This is a genomic window from Rhodococcus sp. KBS0724 (genome assembly GCF_005938745.2).
Lineage (GTDB): Bacteria > Actinomycetota > Actinomycetes > Mycobacteriales > Mycobacteriaceae > Rhodococcus_F.
Genome location: NZ_VCBX02000001.1, coordinates 2,783,370 through 2,803,094, shown reverse-complemented (window position 1 = coordinate 2,803,094; position 19,725 = coordinate 2,783,370). Strand labels below are relative to the sequence as shown.

General features: G+C 62.9%; 18 protein-coding genes. 9 read left to right on the top strand and 9 right to left on the bottom strand.

The annotated features are described in order from the left end of the window. Positions 1 to 42: 42 nt before the first annotated feature. Together ppgK and FFI94_RS12855 are read left to right on the top strand one after the other, a co-directional pair. Entirely contained in the window at positions 43 to 786 is a 744-nt protein-coding gene (gene ppgK / locus FFI94_RS12860) for a polyphosphate--glucose phosphotransferase (RefSeq protein ID WP_138868203.1), read from the top strand. Between the two features lie 112 nt (positions 787 to 898). Then, positions 899 to 2,344 carry an RNA polymerase sigma factor gene (locus FFI94_RS12855; protein WP_202025569.1) on the top strand — a complete coding sequence of 482 codons (1,446 nt, stop codon included), beginning with the start codon at positions 899 to 901 and terminating at the stop codon, positions 2,342 to 2,344. 76 nt (positions 2,345 to 2,420) lie between these two features. Here FFI94_RS12855 and FFI94_RS12850 read toward each other — a convergent pair whose 3' ends face one another. From FFI94_RS12850 to FFI94_RS12835, 4 genes are all read right to left on the bottom strand, one after another. Beyond that, entirely contained in the window at positions 2,421 to 3,227 is an 807-nt protein-coding gene (locus tag FFI94_RS12850; protein ID WP_138868202.1) for a tyrosine-protein phosphatase, read from the bottom strand. A 21-nt stretch (positions 3,228 to 3,248) separates the two neighbouring features. Beyond that, positions 3,249 to 4,421, bottom strand: a complete 1,173-nt coding sequence (locus tag FFI94_RS12845) for a cation:proton antiporter (protein WP_138868201.1) — start codon at positions 4,419 to 4,421, stop codon at positions 3,249 to 3,251. A 7-nt stretch (positions 4,422 to 4,428) separates the two neighbouring features. Continuing rightward, a complete protein-coding gene (locus FFI94_RS12840) occupies positions 4,429 to 4,911 on the bottom strand; it encodes a cation:proton antiporter regulatory subunit (protein ID WP_033234782.1) in 483 nt (160 codons plus the stop codon). Positions 4,912 to 4,997: 86 nt separating this feature from the next. Then, positions 4,998 to 5,375 carry a DUF952 domain-containing protein gene (locus FFI94_RS12835; protein WP_138868200.1) on the bottom strand — a complete coding sequence of 126 codons (378 nt, stop codon included), beginning with the start codon at positions 5,373 to 5,375 and terminating at the stop codon, positions 4,998 to 5,000. 234 nt (positions 5,376 to 5,609) lie between these two features. Between FFI94_RS12835 and FFI94_RS12830 the strand changes: the two genes are divergently transcribed. Next, the gene (locus FFI94_RS12830; RefSeq protein ID WP_033234784.1) at positions 5,610 to 5,801 is read left to right on the top strand and encodes a hypothetical protein; all 192 of its coding nucleotides are present in this window, start codon (positions 5,610 to 5,612) and stop codon (positions 5,799 to 5,801) included. 99 nt (positions 5,802 to 5,900) lie between these two features. Here the strand turns inward: FFI94_RS12830 and FFI94_RS12825 are convergent, their stop codons facing one another. After that, a complete protein-coding gene (locus FFI94_RS12825; protein WP_138868199.1) occupies positions 5,901 to 7,682 on the bottom strand; it encodes a DEAD/DEAH box helicase in 1,782 nt (593 codons plus the stop codon). A gap of 254 nt (positions 7,683 to 7,936) precedes the next feature. Here FFI94_RS12825 and FFI94_RS12820 point away from each other — a divergent pair, with 254 nt between their 5' ends. Further along, the gene (locus FFI94_RS12820) at positions 7,937 to 9,184 is read left to right on the top strand and encodes a YihY/virulence factor BrkB family protein (protein WP_138868198.1); all 1,248 of its coding nucleotides are present in this window, start codon (positions 7,937 to 7,939) and stop codon (positions 9,182 to 9,184) included. Here the strand turns inward: FFI94_RS12820 and FFI94_RS12815 are convergent. After that, positions 9,157 to 9,393 (bottom strand): DUF3039 domain-containing protein, encoded by a 237-nt coding sequence (locus tag FFI94_RS12815; protein ID WP_138868197.1) that lies wholly within the window; start codon positions 9,391 to 9,393, stop codon positions 9,157 to 9,159. The genes FFI94_RS12820 and FFI94_RS12815 overlap by 28 nt on opposite strands. 85 nt (positions 9,394 to 9,478) lie before the next feature. Between FFI94_RS12815 and FFI94_RS12810 the strand changes: the two genes are divergently transcribed. The 3 genes from FFI94_RS12810 to FFI94_RS12800 all read left to right on the top strand — a co-directional run bounded on the left by FFI94_RS12810 (position 9,479) and on the right by FFI94_RS12800 (position 12,500). Beyond that, positions 9,479 to 9,838, top strand: a complete 360-nt coding sequence (locus tag FFI94_RS12810) for a DUF3099 domain-containing protein (RefSeq protein WP_138868196.1) — start codon at positions 9,479 to 9,481, stop codon at positions 9,836 to 9,838. A 42-nt stretch (positions 9,839 to 9,880) separates the two neighbouring features. Beyond that, positions 9,881 to 11,365: a class I SAM-dependent methyltransferase gene (locus FFI94_RS12805; RefSeq protein WP_138868195.1), complete on the top strand. Its 1,485-nt coding sequence runs from the start codon at positions 9,881 to 9,883 to the stop codon at positions 11,363 to 11,365. A gap of 163 nt (positions 11,366 to 11,528) precedes the next feature. Beyond that, on the top strand, positions 11,529 to 12,500 hold the full coding sequence (locus tag FFI94_RS12800; RefSeq protein WP_138868194.1) for a sigma-70 family RNA polymerase sigma factor: 972 nt from the start codon (positions 11,529 to 11,531) through the stop codon (positions 12,498 to 12,500). Positions 12,501 to 12,590: 90 nt separating this feature from the next. On the opposite strand, the gene FFI94_RS12795 is transcribed toward FFI94_RS12800, so the two are convergent. Beyond that, the gene (locus FFI94_RS12795; protein WP_260684481.1) at positions 12,591 to 15,242 is read right to left on the bottom strand and encodes a bifunctional GNAT family N-acetyltransferase/acetate--CoA ligase family protein; all 2,652 of its coding nucleotides are present in this window, start codon (positions 15,240 to 15,242) and stop codon (positions 12,591 to 12,593) included. Positions 15,243 to 15,306: 64 nt separating this feature from the next. Then, on the bottom strand, positions 15,307 to 16,578 hold the full coding sequence (locus tag FFI94_RS12790) for an acetoin utilization protein AcuC (RefSeq protein WP_138868192.1): 1,272 nt from the start codon (positions 16,576 to 16,578) through the stop codon (positions 15,307 to 15,309). A 175-nt stretch (positions 16,579 to 16,753) separates the two neighbouring features. Here FFI94_RS12790 and FFI94_RS12785 point away from each other — a divergent pair, with 175 nt between their 5' ends. Together FFI94_RS12785 and galE are read left to right on the top strand one after the other, a co-directional pair. Continuing rightward, a complete protein-coding gene (locus tag FFI94_RS12785) occupies positions 16,754 to 17,440 on the top strand; it encodes a metal-dependent transcriptional regulator (RefSeq protein WP_033234793.1) in 687 nt (228 codons plus the stop codon). 8 nt (positions 17,441 to 17,448) lie between these two features. Next, positions 17,449 to 18,432: a UDP-glucose 4-epimerase GalE gene (galE, locus tag FFI94_RS12780; protein ID WP_138868191.1), complete on the top strand. Its 984-nt coding sequence runs from the start codon at positions 17,449 to 17,451 to the stop codon at positions 18,430 to 18,432. Between the two features lie 54 nt (positions 18,433 to 18,486). Here galE and FFI94_RS12775 read toward each other — a convergent pair whose 3' ends face one another. Continuing rightward, positions 18,487 to 19,608 carry a DUF4192 domain-containing protein gene (locus tag FFI94_RS12775; protein ID WP_138868190.1) on the bottom strand — a complete coding sequence of 374 codons (1,122 nt, stop codon included), beginning with the start codon at positions 19,606 to 19,608 and terminating at the stop codon, positions 18,487 to 18,489. Positions 19,609 to 19,725 lie beyond the last annotated feature (117 nt).

Below are 19,725 nucleotides of genomic sequence, written 5' to 3'. Positions count from 1 at the left end.
AGATCGCGACATTCGAATTCGAGCCCTCAGGAGCGCAGGACGATGACAACGACAGGTTTCGGAATCGATGTAGGCGGCAGTGGAGTCAAGGGCGCACTCATCGATCTGAGCACCGGCGAGATGATCGGTGAGCGCATCAAGATCCTGACCCCGCAACCCTCGACACCCGACGCGATTGCCGCGACTGTGACCCAGATCGTCGAGCAGGCAGGCTGGGACGGCCCCGTCGGCATCACACTGCCGTCGGTGGTCACCGGCGGCATCGCTCGCAGTGCCGCCAACATCGACAAGTCGTGGATCGGAACCGACGCTGCTGCACTGTTCGGCAAGGCACTCGGCGGCCGCACCGTCACCGTTCTCAATGACGCCGATGCCGCAGGTATCGCCGAGGACACCTACGGCGCCGGCAAGGACGCGTCGGGAGTTGTCATCTTGCTGACCTTCGGAACCGGCATCGGGTCGGCGATTCTGCACAACGGAGTTCTGTTGCCCAACACCGAGTTCGGCCACCTCGAAGTGCACGGCAAGGAAGCCGAACACCGAGCTGCGTCGTCGGTGAAAGAGAAAAAAGAGCTGAGCTACAAGCAGTGGGCCGTCGAGGTCTCCAAGGTGCTCACCACGATCGAGGACCTGACATGGCCCGATTTGTTCATCGCCGGCGGCGGCATCAGCCGTAAGCACGAGAAGTGGATTCCGCTCCTCACCAATCGCACACCGGTCGTTCCGGCCGCACTTCTCAACACCGCCGGAATCGCAGGCGCCGCCTTGGCCGCGTCGAAAATTTAGGCTGATTCCGCCGGCGGCGGGTCAAGCGAAAGGGTGAAAACGGGGGTTAATCCCGTGCGAAAAAAGCCGTTAACGCCCGTCGTGACGTAAGAGTTTCCTGAGAGTCGTTACAATGGTGGAGTCCGGCTGCGCGCCGGCCACAACCATTGACCTCTCCGCCGGATCACCACTCTGGCGTGACGCCGCACGACACCGTCACGAAAGGGCGTACGTGGCAGCCACCGATACACGTCAGACTGCTGATTCTCCATCAGAGTCAGAGCCACAATCTTCAGCCGTGGAGGCGGCCACCGTCACAGCTCCGGCCGCCAAGAAGGCACCGGCTAAGAAGGCCCCCGCCAAGAAGGCAGCAGCTAAGAAGGCCCCCGCCAAGAAGGCTCCGGCGAAGAAAGCCGCAGCAAAGAAGGCCGGTCCCAAGAAGGCCGGGGATCCTGATGTAGAAGACGGCGACGTCGAGTTGGAAGACATCGACATCACGGACGGAGACCTCGAAGAGGTCGAGGTCGTCGCAGTCGGCGAGGACGAAGAGCCCGCCACCGAGGAACCGACCGACAAGGACAAGGCGTCCGGCGACTTCGTCTGGGACGAGGAAGAGTCCGAGGCACTTCGCCAGGCTCGTAAGGATGCCGAACTCACGGCGTCCGCCGACTCCGTTCGCGCGTACCTCAAGCAGATCGGCAAGGTCGCACTCCTCAACGCCGAAGAGGAAGTCGAACTCGCCAAGCGCATCGAAGCCGGCCTGTATGCCGTGCAGATCATGCAGGATCTTGCTGACAAGGGCGAAAAGCTGCCCGCCGCTCAGCGTCGCGACATGAGCTGGATCTGCCGCGACGGCAACCGCGCCAAGAATCACCTCCTCGAAGCCAACCTCCGACTCGTCGTCTCGCTCGCAAAGCGATACACGGGCCGCGGCATGGCGTTCCTGGACCTCATCCAGGAAGGCAACCTGGGCCTTATCCGTGCAGTCGAGAAGTTCGACTACACCAAGGGCTACAAGTTCTCGACCTACGCAACGTGGTGGATCCGTCAGGCCATCACCCGTGCTATGGCCGACCAGGCCCGCACCATCCGTATCCCGGTGCACATGGTCGAGGTCATCAACAAGCTCGGCCGCATCCAGCGTGAGCTGCTCCAGGACCTGGGCCGCGAGCCCACGCCGGAAGAGCTTGCCAAAGAAATGGACATCACGCCGGAGAAGGTGCTGGAAATCCAGCAGTACGCGCGTGAGCCCATCTCTCTCGACCAGACCATCGGTGACGAGGGTGACAGCCAGCTCGGTGACTTCATCGAAGACTCGGAAGCTGTTGTCGCAGTCGACGCCGTCTCGTTCACCTTGCTGCAGGATCAGCTGCAGTCGGTCCTCGAGACGCTCTCCGAGCGCGAAGCCGGCGTTGTTCGGCTGCGCTTCGGCCTCACCGACGGCCAGCCGAGGACTTTAGACGAAATCGGACAGGTCTACGGCGTCACGCGTGAGCGTATCCGCCAGATCGAATCGAAGACGATGTCGAAGCTGCGCCACCCGTCGCGTTCGCAGGTTCTGCGCGACTACCTCGACTAGTCACACCAGCTCCACGCAGAAGAGCCGCTCCCCTGTTCACCGGGGGGCGGCTCTTTTGTCTCGATTCGCTTCTGTGTCAGGCCAAGAGTTTGTCTTTGAGCTGTGCGATATCGTCCGCGCTCAACTGCAGTCCGTCCCGAACGTAGTTGTCGAAACCGCCGTACAGCCGCTCGACTGTCGCAAACGACGTATCCAGCCACGACTGCTCCACACCGTCGACGAAGGCAATGCCGGTGCGGGGACCGGTGAGGTACTGGTTGCTCAGCATGTAGTCGGCGTTCACGTCTTCGCGGGACACGCCGAGCAGTGTCAGCAGAACCGCGGTCATCCAGCCCGTACGGTCCTTTCCTGCCGAACAGTGGTACAGGACAGCGCCGTCCGTGTTCACGATGTTCGCCAGTGCGTCGTGGAATGCTCGGCCGGCCCCGGGATCACTCACCATCAACGTGTACATCGACGGCATATCCAACAGCGCCGGCAAGTTCGCCGGGTTGGTCCCGATCACGTCGAACCAATTGCTCCCCGCACCCTCCGGAATGCGGTCTGGGGACATGGCGCGTTCGACGACCGTCCGGAAGTCGTCGACCGACGCCACGCCGCGCTGTTGCAGCGCCGCAAGATCCGACGGGGTCAGCTTGTCGAGTGCGTTGGTCCGGAAGACCTGTCCCATGCGGATGGTGTGCCCGTCCGCAGTTCGATACCCACCCACGTCTCGCGCATTCGACGCGCCCTCGAGGTGCAGTGATCGATCGACGACCACCTGCGGCACCGAGACGCCTTGGTCCGCGGTGGGCATCCCGCCCGCAAAGGCGGGAACTGGAGCACACGCGATCAGGAGGGCACACGCCACTGTCGCGGCCGGGCGAGCGCATCCATTGGGCATCGGAACAGAATATTGTCGCAATCAGGACTTTGTGCGAACTTTGATGTACAACGAGGTGACCGGTTCGACAACTCGCGCCGCAACAGGACCGATCACGGCCATCAGAAGCACGTACGCCGTTGCGAGCGCAGCAAGTTCCGGTTCCACGGCACCCGCGGACACTGCCAGACCCGCGATGATGATCGAGAATTCGCCGCGGGCAATCAGTGCCGCGCCTGCCCTGGCCTGACCCATCCTGGCCACACCCTGACGTTTGGCCGCCCATGCCCCGGTGATCAGTTTCGTGAGCGCGGTGACGACGGCCAGGATCGCGGCCCACCCGAGTACCGGTGGAATTGTGCTCGGATCGGTACTGAGTCCGAACACCACGAAGAACATCGCCGCAAAAAGATCACGAAGAGGCTCGAGCACCCGACTGGCGTTATGGGCAGTCGAACCCGAAATCGCAATGCCGAGCAGGAAGGCGCCCACCGCTGCGGAGACCTGCATTGCGGAACTGACGCCGGCTACCAGCAGCGCGGCACCGAGCAACTTGAGCAGCAATGTCTCGCTGTCCGGACTGTCCAGCAGGGCCGAGACATACCGTCCGTATCGCAAGGCCACCACCAACACGACGGTGATGACCAGCAGCGAAATTCCCACAGCTTCGAGTCCACCCATGAAGCTGACGCCCGCGAGCATCGCCGTCAGGATCGGCAGGTACACCGCCATCGCAAGATCCTCGAACACGAGAATCGAGAGGACGACCGGTGTTTCGCGGTTGCCCAGGCGTCCGAGGTCGCTGAGAACTTTGGCGATAATTCCCGACGACGAGATGTAGGTGACGCCGGCCATGACTGTGGCACCGACAACACCCCACCCGAGCATCAGACCGACTACGGCGCCTGGCGTGGCGTTGAGAACGATATCGACGATGCCGGCAACCCTCGACCGTTTGAGCCCGGTCATCAATTCGGCAGCGGTGTACTCGAGCCCCAACAGGAGCAGGAGAAGCACGATGCCGATTTCGCTTGCGAGGTGAGCAAATTCGCCGATGTCGCCGAGTTGGATGAATCCACCCTGACCGAAGCACAGGCCACCGATCAGATAGAACGGGATCGGCGACATGCCGAATCGTGCTGCGAGCCTTCCTAGAAGTCCTAGCGCGAAGAAGACCGCGCCCAGTTCGATGAGTGCAAGTGTGGTTGTATCCACCTGCCCGTCAGCCGTTGGTCAGAATTTTTGCAGCGGCAGCCAAGCCGTCGGGTGTACCGACTGCCACCAGCAGATCGCCTCCGGTAAACGTGTAGTCGGGGTTCGGCGACGGATTCACCTGGCCGGCACGCATCACAGCGACGATCGAGACGCCGGTGCGTGTCCGCATCCCGGTATCGCCGAGTGTCTGTCCGTCGTAACGGGAACCGTCCTTGATGTACAGCTGTTTGGTTCTGATCCCGGGTATGTCGCTGTGTTCGTCTTCGAGCTGGGCCACGAGCTGCGGCGCACCGAGCAGGTTGCTCAGTGCAGCGGCCTCTTCCGTGGTGAGCGGCAACGACGCGGCGCACGCATCAGGATCGTTTTCCTTGGACACGATGAGGTCCGTATGTCCGTCACGATGAGTGACGACACCCACGCGGCGACCGGAAGCGAGGACAAAATCCTTACGAGTCCCGATGCCCGGCAGAGGGGTGACTTCTACATTCATATATCAACGGTAGCGCCGATCTGTGACAAGTTTCGCAGGAGGGCGAAATTATCGTCGGCCGGCGCCGCGAGGCAGATTCGATTGCGTCAGCGCAACGCCGGAAACGCACCGTTCTCGTCGCGAACGTACGCGGTAACGGCAGTGACAGCGGCGACGGGAATCGGACCGAACAGATGCGGGAAACGCATCGAATCGGGATCCGACGGCACGCCAGGTTCCCACTTCACTTCAGCTCCCAGCAGAGCCGGATCCAGGGCGAGCAATACTATGTCGTCTCGGCCCGCGAAGATCCGGTTGGCCGGCAGATGAACCTGCATGGGCGTCGACATGTGCACAAACCCCTCAGCGGCAAATCCGTCCGGGACGCGCCGGCCGATCTCTCGCGCGCGCTCCCATTCGGCCTGTGTGCACATATGGAGCAACTCGACCGATGCGTCGACGTCCGTTCCGGATTCCTGATTCATCGCCCCAGAATATCGCTCTGCACACGCGGATTTGAATCAGCTCTCAGCGAACAATTCTGCCCGAAGAATGCCTGCCCAGCGCATTTCCAGTGAGACACAACACTAAGAAACTCTTCCGGGAACAACCCATGAACGCCAAACGTCTGTAAGAGTGGATCTACCGCGCCATTCCGACGCGGCGGACCAGGCCCCAGGCACGCGGCACGAAAGCCGTCAAGCCAGTACGGAGGAGTCATGCCCGGAACACTGACCAGCCCACAGTTGACCGCTGCCGACCGGTGCGACCGGTGCGGTGCCGGAGCACGCGTACGCGCCGTGCTTCCCACCGGCGGCGAGCTTCTCTTCTGCGGACACCACGCAACCGAACACGCGGATCGACTTCGCGAGATGAATGCCGTTGTCTCCGAGAGCGAACCCGCAAACTAACCTGTCAGCCGGGGGTGGCCTCTTCGCGAGGCGCACCATGAACGCCGAAACGGGCGATCACAATCACTGTGATCGCCCGTTTTGCCGTCTGCAGGATTTCTACCAGCTACGCAGAATCGCAATGCGCTCGGTGAGCTGATCGACCGTGGCAATTGCCGTCGGCGGGCCACCGCACACGCGACGCAGTTCGGCATGAATGATTCCGTGCGGCCGTCCGGTGCGGTGCACGTTCATCGCGACCAGGCCGTTCAGCTCGCGTCGCAAAGCACCGAGTTGGTCGGCAGTTGCGGCACGTTCCGCCACCACCGCGGCGGTCGGCGCGGGAGCAGCCGCTTTGGCGGTGTTGTTGTTCACCTGCTCGGCCTGGCGTTGACGCAGCAGTGCGCGCATCTGATCGGGATCGAGCAGACCGGGCAGCCCGAGATAGTCGGCTTCCTCGTCGCTGCCGGAGAACGTAGCGGTTCCGAACGAGGCGCCGTCGTAGATCACCTGGTCGAGCTCGGCGTCGGCGCCGAGCGACGTGAACGCTTTTTCTTCCTCGCCGAGTTCGTCCTTCTGCTTGTTGGCGTCCGCGAGGAGGTCGTCGTCGAGACCGTCCTTTTCGCGGTGCGGCTTGCCCAGGACGTGATCGCGCTGAGCCTCCAACTGCGCTGCAAGGTCCAACAGGACCGGTACCGACGGCAAGAAGACGCTGGCGGTCTCACCTTTTCGCCGTGAACGCACGAATCGTCCGATGGCCTGCGCGAAGTACAGCGGTGTCGATGCACTGGTCGCGTACACGCCGACGGCCAGACGCGGAACGTCCACGCCCTCCGACACCATGCGCACCGCGACCATCCATTTCTGATCGCTCGCACCGAATTCCGCAATGCGCTTGGACGCGGTGGGGTCGTCGGAGAGAACCACGGTGGGCTCCTCCCCCGTGATTGCCGTCAACGCCTTGGCATATTCGCGAGCGACAGTCTGGTCGGTGGCGATGACCAATCCACCGGCGTCTGGCATGCCGGTGGAACGCAGCTGCCCCAAACGGGTGTCTGCTGCTTGCAGGACGGCGGGAATCCAATCGCCGGCAGGGTCGAGTGCCGTACGCCAGGCTCGGGCGGTCTGCTCTGCACTGAGCGGCTCACCGAGTCTGGCGGTGAATTCTTCGCCGGCGTTGTTGCGCCAGCGGGCCTCACCGGAATATGCGAGGAAGACAACCGGACGGACAACACCGTCCTTGAGCGCGTCCGAGTAACCGTAGGAATGATCGGCTTTGGAGCGCAGCAATCCCTCTTTGTCCGGCTCGTACTGAATGAAAGGTATTGCGCTGTCGTCACTTCGGAACGGAGTTCCGGTCAGCGCCAGACGCCGAGTGGCGTCACCGAACGCCTCCTGGATTGCCTCGCCCCAACTTTTTGCGTCGCCGCCGTGGTGGATCTCGTCGAGAATGACGAGGGTCTTGCGACCTTCGGTCCGGACCCGGTGCTTCGTGGGATGCGCCGCAACCTGTGCATACGTCAGAACGACGCCGTGATAGTCGCTGGACGTCTGGCCGGTGGAGTTGGAGAACCGTGAATCCAACGACAAGCCTGAACGCTGGGCCGATTCTGCCCACTGATGCTTGAGGTGCTCGGTGGGAGCAACGACGGTGATCTGGTCGACGGTCCGGTCGCGAAGCAGTTCCGACGCCACCCGCAGCGCGAATGTCGTCTTACCGGCACCCGGGGTTGCCACCGCGAGAAAATCGCGAGGACTGCTTGCCAAGTACTTGGTGAGTGCACGCCGCTGCCACGCGCGAAGCGACCCCGTCGATGCCGTCGGTTGCGCTCCGGCACTCTCGGTCGAGTTGTTCACTTCGGCTGCCCCTGTCACTTCTGTCGCCGTTGTCTCAGACGTCATAAGCGCGCCTCCACTGGAATCGCACTATTGCCTCGCGCTCCTAGATTTTTCATGAATGTCCGGCGACGAGCCTAACTGTCGCTACCGACGAAAGCCGCACCCGAACACCCGGGCATGGCCGGATTCACTACCGATGCCCTCCCGCGGCGAGGTTTCACGAGATCGCAGGCGCAACCCTCGCCGCGGAAAAATATGCGACACGGCGACGCCGCGGTTGGGCATCGGGGCGTGTCATCAGGAATGCTGGAGTGATTATGAGTGACAAGGCGGGCCCGACGACGCACGGAAGTGATCTGCATCACCGCAGATGGCATCCGCTGCGCCGCACGGGGCAGCTGATCGGCCGCACTCTGAGCAAGGCCTGGGATGACTCGATCTTCGCCAAAGCCGCAACGGCCGCATTCTGGCAGACGCTCTCACTTGCCCCGCTACTGCTGGGGTTGCTCGGCATGATCGGCTACATCGGCGGCTGGTTCGGACCGAACACCGTCGAGATCATCGAGTCGAAGATCGTCACGTTCAGCGGAACTGTCTTCAGTGAAAACGTCGTCGATCAGATCATCAGGCCGACGGTCACCGACGTTCTTCAACGTGGCCGGCCGGAAATCATCTCGGTCGGATTCCTGCTGTCACTGTGGGCCGGTTCGTCGGCGATCTCGACGTTCGTGGATTCGATTGTCGAAGCGCACGGTCAGAAGGATGCACGTAACCCGATCTGGCAACGGATTTTTGCCCTGCTGCTCTACGTGATGTTCCTCGGGTTGGCAGTGTTCATCCTGCCGATGGTCGCACTGGGTCCGACGATGATCGGCCGTGTGTTGCCGCCGTCGTGGTACGACGTGGGCTCGAACCTCGTCGACACGTTTTACTACCCGGCCGTTGGCTTGCTGGTCATCATCGGTCTGACAACGCTGTACAAAGTCGCGTTGCCGAAGTCCCTGCCGTGGCATCGACTTCTTGCCGGCGCACTGGTCGCGGGTGTGTTCTTCATGGCCGCGAGCACCGGATTGCGCTGGTACCTGGGCTTTGTCACCGGCACCGGCTACACCTACGGAGCCTTGGCTACGCCGATCGCCTTCCTGCTGTTCACGTTCTTCCTCGGCTTTGCGGTGGTACTCGGAGCCGAGTTCAACGCGACGGTGCAGGAATTCTGGCCGGCGCGAGCGACGCGACTGGAACAGGTCCGTGAGTGGCTGGCCGCACAGCAGGAGGACGACAACAGCGCGGGGCCCGTGACCACTCTGACGTGGCACCTGGCAACCAGTCCGATTCGAGTATCGGGTGACAAAGCCGATCCGGCAGCAGTGCCGACGTACGGTCGACCGCGAAGTCGGCGCGCCAACCCGGACGGCAAGGATTGCGACGGCATGGGAGCAGAGACGAACTCGGCGACCGACTGCGCTGACACTGTCGAGTCGCCGAGTTCGGACTACGGGTCGGATCCGGCGCAGCGAGGCCGGTCCCGACTACCCGGTCATTCGCCTTTGCGAAGCCCTTCGTAGATCTTCTTGCAGTCGGGGCACACGGGCGATCCCGGCTTTGCCGACTTGGTGACCGGAAAGACCTCGCCGCACAGTGCAACCACATGCGTGCCCATCACTGCACTTTCGGCGATCTTGTTCTTCTTGACGTAGTGAAAGAACTTCGGGGTGTCGTCATCGGTCGTTTCGTCGGTCGAGACGTCGGGGCGTTCCTTGGTTTGGGTGCTCATACCTCCAATAATGCCGTCTCCACGAGCGCGGTGCGACCGTCGGGCCGCGTGTGCAATTGTCGGCCGAGAGTGGAACAGTGGAGCTATGGCACGAAATGGCGCGTTCGGTCACTCCGACGAAGCCGGAACACCCGACAATCCCGTACTGATCACCGAAGCACAGTTGTCCATCGACGAGCAGCACAAAGCGCGCGTGCGGAAGTACATGACGATCATGGCTTTCCGTTTCCCCGCGTTGATTCTGGCTGCTATCGCCTATGGCATTTGGGAGAACGGCTGGGTCTCGATGCTGATCATCGGTGCGTCCATCCCACTTCCGTGGATCGCGGTCCTCATCGCAAATGATCGACCACCGCGCACGAAGGACGAACCGAGTCGCTACGACGGCCGACGCCACAACGCCGGCGAGATCGAGTCCAGTCCACATCACATCATCGAGAGTTGACGCGTCACCCGGGCGAAAGTTGTCGCCTGCGAGAATGTCCGGGTGAGCACAACACTCCTGTCCATCACCCCTGCGCTGCGCACGGCGCTGCTGCGCAATCAGTTCGACACCGACACCCTGCTCGAGCTGCTCGGTCCGGAAGTTCACGCAGCGCTCGGTCGCAGTGAACCGGTTCCGGTGCGACGCGCGAGCCGTGAGCACGGTGACATCGGTGTTCTCATCCGGTTGTTCCTTCTGGCCGACGACTGTGCTCGCGACGACGTCGCCGCCGCACTGGCGCCGCTGACCGTCGACGATGCGATCGAGGCAGGTCTGCTGGAAATCTCGGCCGACTCCGCTGTACGTGCCGCCGTGGATCTGCGGCCCATCGACGTCGGCGCCGGCGACCATTGGGTGATTTCGGACCTGGACGGCGGAATTCGGCCGAAGCAGTCCACGACCAGCGACCATGTACTCGGCGTTGGGCACGCGTCACTGTCACTACTGCAGGCAACGCCGACCTCTCGCGTCGGAAGTGTTCTCGATGTGGGCACGGGCTGCGGAATCCAGGCCCTGCACGCCAAGACCTACGCCGATTCCGTCACCGCGACGGATATCAACCAACGCGCGATCGATCTCACCGCCACAACCATGGCGCTCAACGGCCTCGACGTCGAGTTGCATCAGGGTTCGTGGTTCGAACCCATCGAAGGACGAACCTTCGACCAAGTTGTCGCCAATCCCCCGTTTGTCGTCGGTGAGGCGCGCGTTCACCACACCTATCGAGATTCCGGTCTCGATCTCGACGGCGCCAGCGAACTGATGATCTCGCGGTCCGTCGACTATCTGAATCCCGGTGGGACTGCCGCTCTGCTCGCGTCGTGGGTACATATCGAAGGCGAAGACTGGCGATCACGGATCGCATCGTGGCTCCCGGCACACGGCGTCGACGCCTGGGTGGTGCAGCGTGATGTCGCCGATCCTGCACTCTACGTGGGGACCTGGCTCAAGGATGGCGGCCAGGACCCGCGGGACCCAGCCACCGAGGAGCGCGCCAATGCATGGCTCGATCATCTCGAGGAGTCGAACGTAGAAGGAGTGGGATTCGGCTTCGTCTTCCTGCGCCGAACGGACGCTCCGACGGACTTGATGGCCGAGGACCTCCTCCACGGTTTCTCCGACCCACTCGGACCGGAGGCGCTCGCGTACTTCGACCGCGTCGCATGGCTGCGTGACCACGACGTGTTGCAGGAACGGTTTGTCGTCGATCCGAACACCGCCCTCGAACGCGTCTATCTGCCCGGCGAAGAAGGGTGGCAGCAGGTTGTCACACGGATTCACCGCGGCAACGGACCACACTGGCAGCACGAGATCGACGACCTCGGTGCCGCACTACTGGCCGGGCTGCGGGCAGACGGACTAGTTGCCGGGGAATTGGTGGAACTTCTTGCCGCCGCGAACGGTGAAGACCCCGACGATCTGAGTGCCGGCGTCGTCGCTCTGCTCGTGTCACTCGTACGTCACGGATTGGTGTTGCCGGTCACGTAACTCAGTTCCGATTGGGTTGCAGATTTTCGGGTTCTCAGCAACTTCTCAGGACAGTCGCGGGAACACAGCAGGTCAGAGCCATTTCGACGAAATCGCTGCGGGAACTATCTCGGAACTCTCACACGTTGAACCTTGTGAGAGACCGCCGATAGGGAGGCAAGTCATGACAAGCCCCAGCACCACTACTCGCATTCGTCCGAGCGCTGCGGATCTGGACGCCCAGAGCCCGTCAGCAGACCTGGTCCGTGTCTATCTGAACGGAATCGGTCGCACCGCACTGCTGACAGCAGCAGACGAAGTCGAACTGGCGAAGCGAATCGAAGCGGGGCTGTACGCCAGCCACGTTCTGGCTACGGGAAAGCGCCTGACAGCTGCCAAGAAGAGGGATCTCGCAACAATCGTTCGTGAGGGAGAGTCGGCACGTAGCCACCTCCTGGAAGCGAACCTGCGACTCGTCGTATCACTGGCCAAGCGATACACCGGACGCGGCATGCCGCTCCTGGACCTGATCCAGGAGGGAAACCTCGGTCTGATCCGCGCGATGGAGAAGTTCGACTACGCCAAGGGCTTCAAGTTCTCGACGTACGCCACCTGGTGGATTCGCCAGGCCATCACGCGCGGAATGGCTGATCAGAGCCGCACCATCCGCCTACCAGTCCATCTTGTCGAGCAGGTCAACAAGCTGGCCCGCATCAAACGCGAACTCCATCAGCAGCTCGGACGCGAAGCGACCGACGAGGAATTGGCGGAAGAGTCGGGAATCCCGGCGCACAAGATCGCCGATCTCCTCGACCACAGCCGCGACCCGGTAAGCCTGGACATGCCGGTCGGCAGCGACGAAGAAGCACCTTTGGGTGACTTCATCGAAGATGCCGAGGCAACGTCGGCCGAGAACGCCGTCATCGCCGGTTTGCTGCACAGCGACGTCCGCAGCGTGCTCGGCACCCTCGACGAGCGTGAGCAGCAGGTCATCCGTCTGCGCTACGGCCTCGACGACGGTCAGCCGCGCACCCTCGACCAGATCGGCAAGCTCTTCGGGCTCTCCCGCGAGCGCGTGCGTCAGATCGAGCGTGAGGTCATGGGCAAGCTTCGTGTCGGCGATCGTGCCGAGAAGCTGCGCTCCTACGCCAGCTGATCGCGGCGGCGTGTGACATACACACCGGCCACCGTATGTTCTCCCATCGGGAACGTACGGTGGCCGGTTTTCTGTGTCCGACGCGAGCAGTTAACGCAGTCGTCTGGGTCCCAGATCCACGGCACTCGGCTCCGGCCCGATGCGCACGCGGGCATCCGTGATCTCGGCACCGACAGCCGACGCCAGCACCGGCTCGCAGGCAAGCTCCCGTACTTCGGGGATATCGTCGGCCAACGTCGAGATCCGCTGAACCAGATCCACCAGCGCACCCTTGTTGACGGGGACGGCATTGCGGTATCCGGAGAGCAGCGGCGCGGCCTTGGGAGCGTCGATCAATTCGGTGGCGGCGTCCTCGGTCAGCGGTAGCACTCGGTAGGCCCGATCACCGAGCAGATCCGAGATCACGCCGGCCAGACCGAACGAGATCAGTGAACCGAACGACGGGTCGTCCTGCACGGCCACAACACACCCGATGCCCTTGGGCGCCATTTTCTGCACGTGCAGGAGCGGCTCCCCCGAAGCTGCGGCCAGGTCGCTGTACGCGAGCCGAACAGAGTCCGGTCCGACCAGATCGAGGCGGACGCCACCAAGATCCGGGCGGTGCCGCCACAATTCACCGGTTGCCTTCACCACCACGGGGTACCCGAGTGCGTCGGCCGCCTCCACAGCTTCGTCGGCGGTCAGGACCGAGCGGAATTCGACGACGTCGACGCCGTAGCACGCCAGAAGTTCCGCCGCCTCGAAGTCGGAAAGCCAACGGCCGGGCGAGTTTTCGAGCCACGCGGCTACCATCTGGCGAGCCCGTTCGGAGTCGATTCCGGCGGGCCGCACCACCTTGGACGCGGGCTTACTTCGCCATTCGGCGTATCTCCAGGCCCGCGCCAACGCCAGTGCCGCACGTTCGGGTCCCGGATACGACGGCACCGACCCGCGCGTCGGATTTCCGGCGTCGTCACGGACCGTCAGCACCTCCGGCACACCTTCCGCGGCGAGGAACGTCGTGAGAATCGGCTTGTCCGATCCCTCGACCGCATCCTTGAGTGCCTTCGCGAATGGTTCGACCGGGATGGCGACCGGCGGGACGAACACCGCGATGACGGCGTCGACGTCGAAGGACGCCAAGGCATCACGCACAGCGGCCGCGAACAACTCGGGGCTGGCCTGCGCTCCCAGGTCGATCGGATCGCTGACTTGGAGCCCTTCACTGCGGGCCGCGTCTGCGGCCAGCACACCGAGAGCGGTGGAGTTGCCGATGACGGCCAGGCGTGGACCGGCCGGCAACGGTTGGTAACCGAACAGCAGTGCGCAGTCGAACAATTGGGAGATCGACCCGACCTGGATGACACCGGCCTGTTCGAACAGAGCGCGAACGACCGAATCGTCGATCTCGACTCCGGTGGCCGCCAGCACCGGCGGCACTGCGTGGCGTCCACTCTTGACCGCGACGATCGGCTTCTTGCGTGCCACCCGCCGTGCGATTCGGGAGAACTTTCGTGGGTTACCGAAGCTCTCCAAGTACAGGAGCACCACTTCGGTGGTCTGATCCGAATCCCAGTACTGCAGAAGGTCATTTCCGGACACGTCTGCCCGGTTACCGGCAGAGACGAAGGCCGACAGCCCGATTCGACTGCGCGCGGCCTCGTCGAGGATCGCAATTCCCAAAGCGCCCGACTGGCAGAAGAAGCCGACGTTACCCGCGACGGGAAGAACCGGAGCCAGCGTCGCGTTCAGGGAGATCGCCGGATCGTTGTTTGCCACTCCGAGGGCATTGGGCCCGATAAGACGCATCCCGTGCGCGCGTGCGGCGTGGACAAGTTTTCGCTCCGACGTGCGACCGTCCGGGCCACTGTCACTGAACCCCGACGACACGACGACCAGAGCCTTGACGCCCTTGTCGAGGCAGTCGTCGAGCACCGAGCTGATGGATTCGGCGGGGACGGCAACAACCGCCAAGTCGACGTCGTCGGGAATCTCGCGAACAGTCTTGTAGGCCCGAACTCCGTGCACCGAACGATGTTCGGCGTTGACCGGATAGACCGGACCCGTGAATCCGCCGCGCAGGAGGTTGGTCAGAACGGCGTTACCGACCTTCGCCGGGTCGGCCGACGCTCCGATCACGGCCACGGACCGCGGACTGAGCACGTTGCCCATACTCCGGGCCTCAGCCGCCCGTTCCCGGGAATTACGCACGGAAACAAGGGCTTCCGTGGGGTCGATCGCGAACTCGAGGCGCAGCACTCCCCCGTCGAACGATCGACTGACCTGATACCCGGCCTCGCGGAACACCGTGACCATGTTGCGGTTCTCGGACAGAACCTCGGCCACGAACATCGTCAGCCCGTTCTCCGCAGCCGCCGCAGCCAGATACTCGAGCAGGATGGGGCCCAGACCGCGCCCCTGATGAGCGTCGGCAACAACAAACGCCACCTCAGCCGACTTGCCGTCACCGACGTCGAGGAGCCGCTCGTACCGGCCGACGGCGATGATCTCGTCGCCGAGCATCATGACAAACGCGACCCGGTTGTGGTGATCGACCGTCGTGAAGTTCGTGACGTCGCGCTTGGACATCGTGGGATACGGGCCGAAGTACCGCAGGTACCGCGTGCGCTCGGAGAGCTTGCCGTGGAATTCGACAAGCTTGTCCGCGTCCTCGGGGACGATCGGCCGCAGGGCAACTGCGCCGCCGTCCGACGCGAGCACGTCGACAACCCATTCATGGGGATAGTTGTGCGCCGCATCCACCGCAGCGGCGGCCTTGGCTTCGGTATCGGACTTCGGGCCGGTATCGGATTTGGGGTCGGACTGTTCAGTCACGGGGATCCTCCGGGTCGAGTCCGAGAAGCGGAAACGCAGCGCGGCGCGTCGCGATGATGGCGGAATCGATGCGGGTGAGCGCTCGGTCCACCGACGCCACTCCCGTCTCGGGAGTACCGCCGGGCCCGTCCCACTTCGAGAAGTTGATGTCGCCGCCGTCCCCCATGGTCTCGGGAAGTTCCACGCCCGGCGCCATCGCCCCGGTCGTTTCCTTCCAACCGTCCGGAAGCGGCGTATTCACGTCGATGTCACGATCGAGCGCAGCGGCGATGAGATGCGTCCACGCCCGCGGCACGATCCGCACCAGTCCGTATCCGCCACCACCGACTGCGAGCCAACGCCCTTCGCTGTAACGATCGGCGAGATCACGCATCGCGAGAAACGCAGCTCGTTGACCGTCGACGGTCAATGCCAGATCGGCCAGCGGGTCTTCCCGATGCGAGTCGACGCCGCACTGGCTGATGATGATCTGCGGCCGGAACGCGGCGATCGCTCCGGGCACCACCGCGTGGAATGCCCGCAGCCACAATGCGTCCACGGTTCCCGGCAGCACCGGGATGTTGACAGCTGTTCCCTCCGCTGCGCCGTCCCCGACTTCGCTTGACCACCCGGTATTCGGCCACAGTGTTGCCGGATGCTGATGCAGGGACACCGTCAAGACTCGTGGGTCACCGAGAAAAGCGTGCTGCACACCGTCACCGTGATGTGCGTCGACGTCGATGTACGCGATGCGGTCGTACCCGTTGTCGAGGAGCCAGGAGATCGCGACGGCCGCATCGTTGTATACACAGAATCCCGATGCCCAGTCAGCCATCGCGTGATGCATTCCGCCGCCGATGCTGACCGCACGACGGGTGCGACCCGACGCGATTTCCTTGGCAGCGGCCAGGGAACCACCGGCAAGAATTGCGCTCGCCTCGTGCATCTGTGGGAAAACCGGGTTGTCCTCGGTCCCGAGACCGTGGGGAACATCCGCACCGGTAACACCGTTGGAAGCAGAGTGGCCGGCCGATTTGACGGCGGCAACGTACGCGGGCGTGTGTATGCGGAGGAGGTCGACGTCACTGGCAGGTGTGGGTTCGAGGAACTCGATACCCTCGAGCAGTCCGAGGCCACGGGAGAGTTCCATCGTCAGGTCGAGGCGGGTCGGATTCATCGGGTGATCGTTACTCCACCGATAACTCAGGTACTCCGGACTCCACACCACAACTCGATTTGCTCGAGGCGTCGTGGGGTCCTCGTCAGATCTGATCGAGGCGGTCATGGGAACACGCTACTTCGTGTTGGATTCGTGCCGTGCACCACACTGTTCAGCTCGAGTGCGCAGGCCGCCGCACCAGGGATGTCGGCGCCGGCCGAGCAGCTGGACTCGCCGCTGATCGAGCGGCACAAGTTTCCGGAACCGAACGGTAGAATGACCGTTGACGAAGGGGTTGAGTGTGAAGGATCTAGTCGACACCACGGAGATGTATCTCCGGACGATCTACGACTTGGAAGAAGAGGGCGTTGTCCCACTCCGGGCGCGGATCGCCGAACGGCTCGAACAGAGCGGACCCACCGTCAGCCAGACTGTTGCGCGCATGGAGCGTGACGGACTGCTGATGGTTGCCGGCGATCGACACCTGGAGCTCACCGACAAGGGCCGCGACCTGGCCGTTTCGGTCATGCGTAAGCACCGCTTGGCAGAACGACTGCTGGTGGACATCATCGGCTTGAAGTGGGAAGACGTGCATGCCGAGGCGTGCCGCTGGGAGCATGTGATGAGCGAGGACGTCGAGCGCCGACTCGTCGTCGTGCTGAACAACCCCACCACATCGCCGTACGGCAATCCCATTCCCGGGCTGGATCAGCTGGGCCTCGACGGCCCGAGCAATCCTGCCGAAACCTTGATGCGTCTCACCGACGTTCCGGCGGGCAAGCCGACGGCCGTCGTTGTGCGCAGGCTCGCCGAGCACGTGCAGTCCGATCCCGATGTGATCGCGCAGCTGCGTGACGCAGGCGTTGTTCCGGATGCCCGAGTGACCGTTGAGACCCGCCCAGGTTCGGTCACCATCATCGTGCCCGGACACGACGGTGTGGAGTTGGCAGAAGAAATGGCGCACGCCGTACAGGTAAAGCTGGTCTGAGGAATTTCATGAAACTTTTGGTCACCGGCGGTGCCGGCTACGTCGGCAGTGTCTGCAGCACAGTGCTACTCGAACGCGGACACGAGGTCGTTGTGATCGACGACCTCTCCACCGGAAATGCCGATGCCGTCCCCGCCGGCGCCGACTTCATCGAAGGTGATGTAGCGGAGACGGCTGCGAAAGTCCTCGGCAACTCCCCGATTTTCGACGGCGTACTGCATTTTGCCGCGCAGTCACTCGTCGGCGAATCGGTGCTCCATCCCGAAAAGTACTGGCAGGGCAATGTAGTCACAACCCTCGCGCTCCTCGAGGCCATTCGGGCCTCTCGGACTCCGAGGTTGGTGTTCTCGTCGACAGCGGCGACATACGGCGAGCCGGAGCAGACTCCGATCATGGAGACTGCGCCGACTCGGCCTACAAATCCGTACGGAGCATCCAAGCTTGCCATCGACCACGCGATCACGTCGTATTCCGTCGCGCACGGTCTAGCCGCCACCAGCCTGCGATACTTCAATGTTGCGGGTGCATACAAGTCTGCTGGTGAAAACCGGGTTGTCGAAACACATCTGATCCCGTTGATCCTCCAGGTTGCGCTTGGACAGCGAGACAAGATCGCGGTCTTCGGCACCGATTGGCCCACACCCGACGGCACTGCTGTGCGGGACTACATCCACGTGCTCGATCTGGCCGAGGCTCATCTTCTCGCGTTGGAGAAGTCCACACCATCCGAGCATCGCATCTACAACCTCGGTAGCGGCGCCGGATTCAGCGTCCGCGAGGTTATTGCGTCGTGTGCTCGGGTGACCGGACTTCCGATCAACGTCGAGGATGCTCCACGCCGCCTCGGCGATCCCGCCGTTTTGATCGCGTCCAGCGACAAGGCGATTGCCGAACTCGGGTGGACACCGACGCGCACCGATCTGGACGTGATCGTCGCGGATGCTTGGCAGTTCCTGCAGGACCTCGGTTCTGCATCGCACTCTGCTCGGTAGGTCTGCGGCTCTTCAAGTCCAGTCACTACTCGGTCCACTCACTACTCGGTCCACTCACCTCGCCTCGGGCATCGCACTCACGTCGAAGTCCCGGGCGAGGTCGAGTCCGACTTCCGCCAAGGCACGAATTCCGTCCGGTCTCAGGCCGGCTTGCAGCGAGTTGTCGAGCAAGCCGGCCAACGAGTATTCCGGGTCCGCTTCCAGCGCGTACGCAAGCGCGATACCAGCGAGTGGGCCGTCGCCGCGGGCATAGGCAAAGAACCCCAGAAGCGTAGCGGGAAAAGAACATTCGGGCACCGGAAGTTCGTGAGTCAAGTTTGCCCACAAGGCTTCCGCAGCATCCGCGTACTCCGTGGCGGCCAGACCCATGACGGTGTCCCGGACGCGCACGTCGGACAACACCAGTGCCAGGTGCGCACATTCTCGGGGATCGGGAAACATCCCGCGCCGCATCCGCTCGACTTGCGTCAGGACTTCCTCGACCTCCCGGCGCACCTGAGCAAAGGGGTCGTTCGAACAGTGTGCCGCACATCGCAGCGACGCGATCTGTGCGCGCCCCCGGTCGATCATTGATCCGATCGCCGCGTGATTGCTCGATTGCCCACGGACCGAATGCACCAACTCGCTGCGGGACGCTCTGATCACACGGCCCCCGAGGACCTGGGCGGCCGCGACAGAGGACGAACCCGGATCGGGCAGGCGCCCATACCGATCCGGGGCAAGGATGCTCATCCAGTCCCTGCCCCTCGCGATCACCGGCACGGCGAGCACATCGAGGAGTTCGACGCCGTTGCCGGTCAGCATGTCGTTGAATTCCGCTGCTATGTCGAACAATTCCCCCAACGGATGGTCTCCGATCATCACCAGGATCACCGCTACCGTTCCTTCCGTCGCGCAGACTCGAACAAATTGTTCGAGGGCCGAGTGCATCGCCGGAGCAAGCTCGGAGCCGATATTGGGAAAGTAGTCGTGCCTCATGATCGGTCCGAGCGTTTTCGGTGTGGTGTCCATCAAGCACAACGCGACGACGGAATCTTCGGGGCAAAATCCCATCAACGCTGGGATCGCGGCGATCAGCTCGCCTGGTTCGGAGAGGTGTTCGGACTCAGGCGACGGCCAACTCTGCACCTGGTCGTCGGAGGATTCGAATTCCCGGGAAAACGGTGGTGTTGTCATGGAAGAACCATGACAAGGGCGGCCACCGACCCGCGGCGCTCGACCTTGCAAAACATGGCACGTCAAGCTCGGCTGTGGAGAACCAATTTTGCTGTGGATGAATCACGAACACAACCG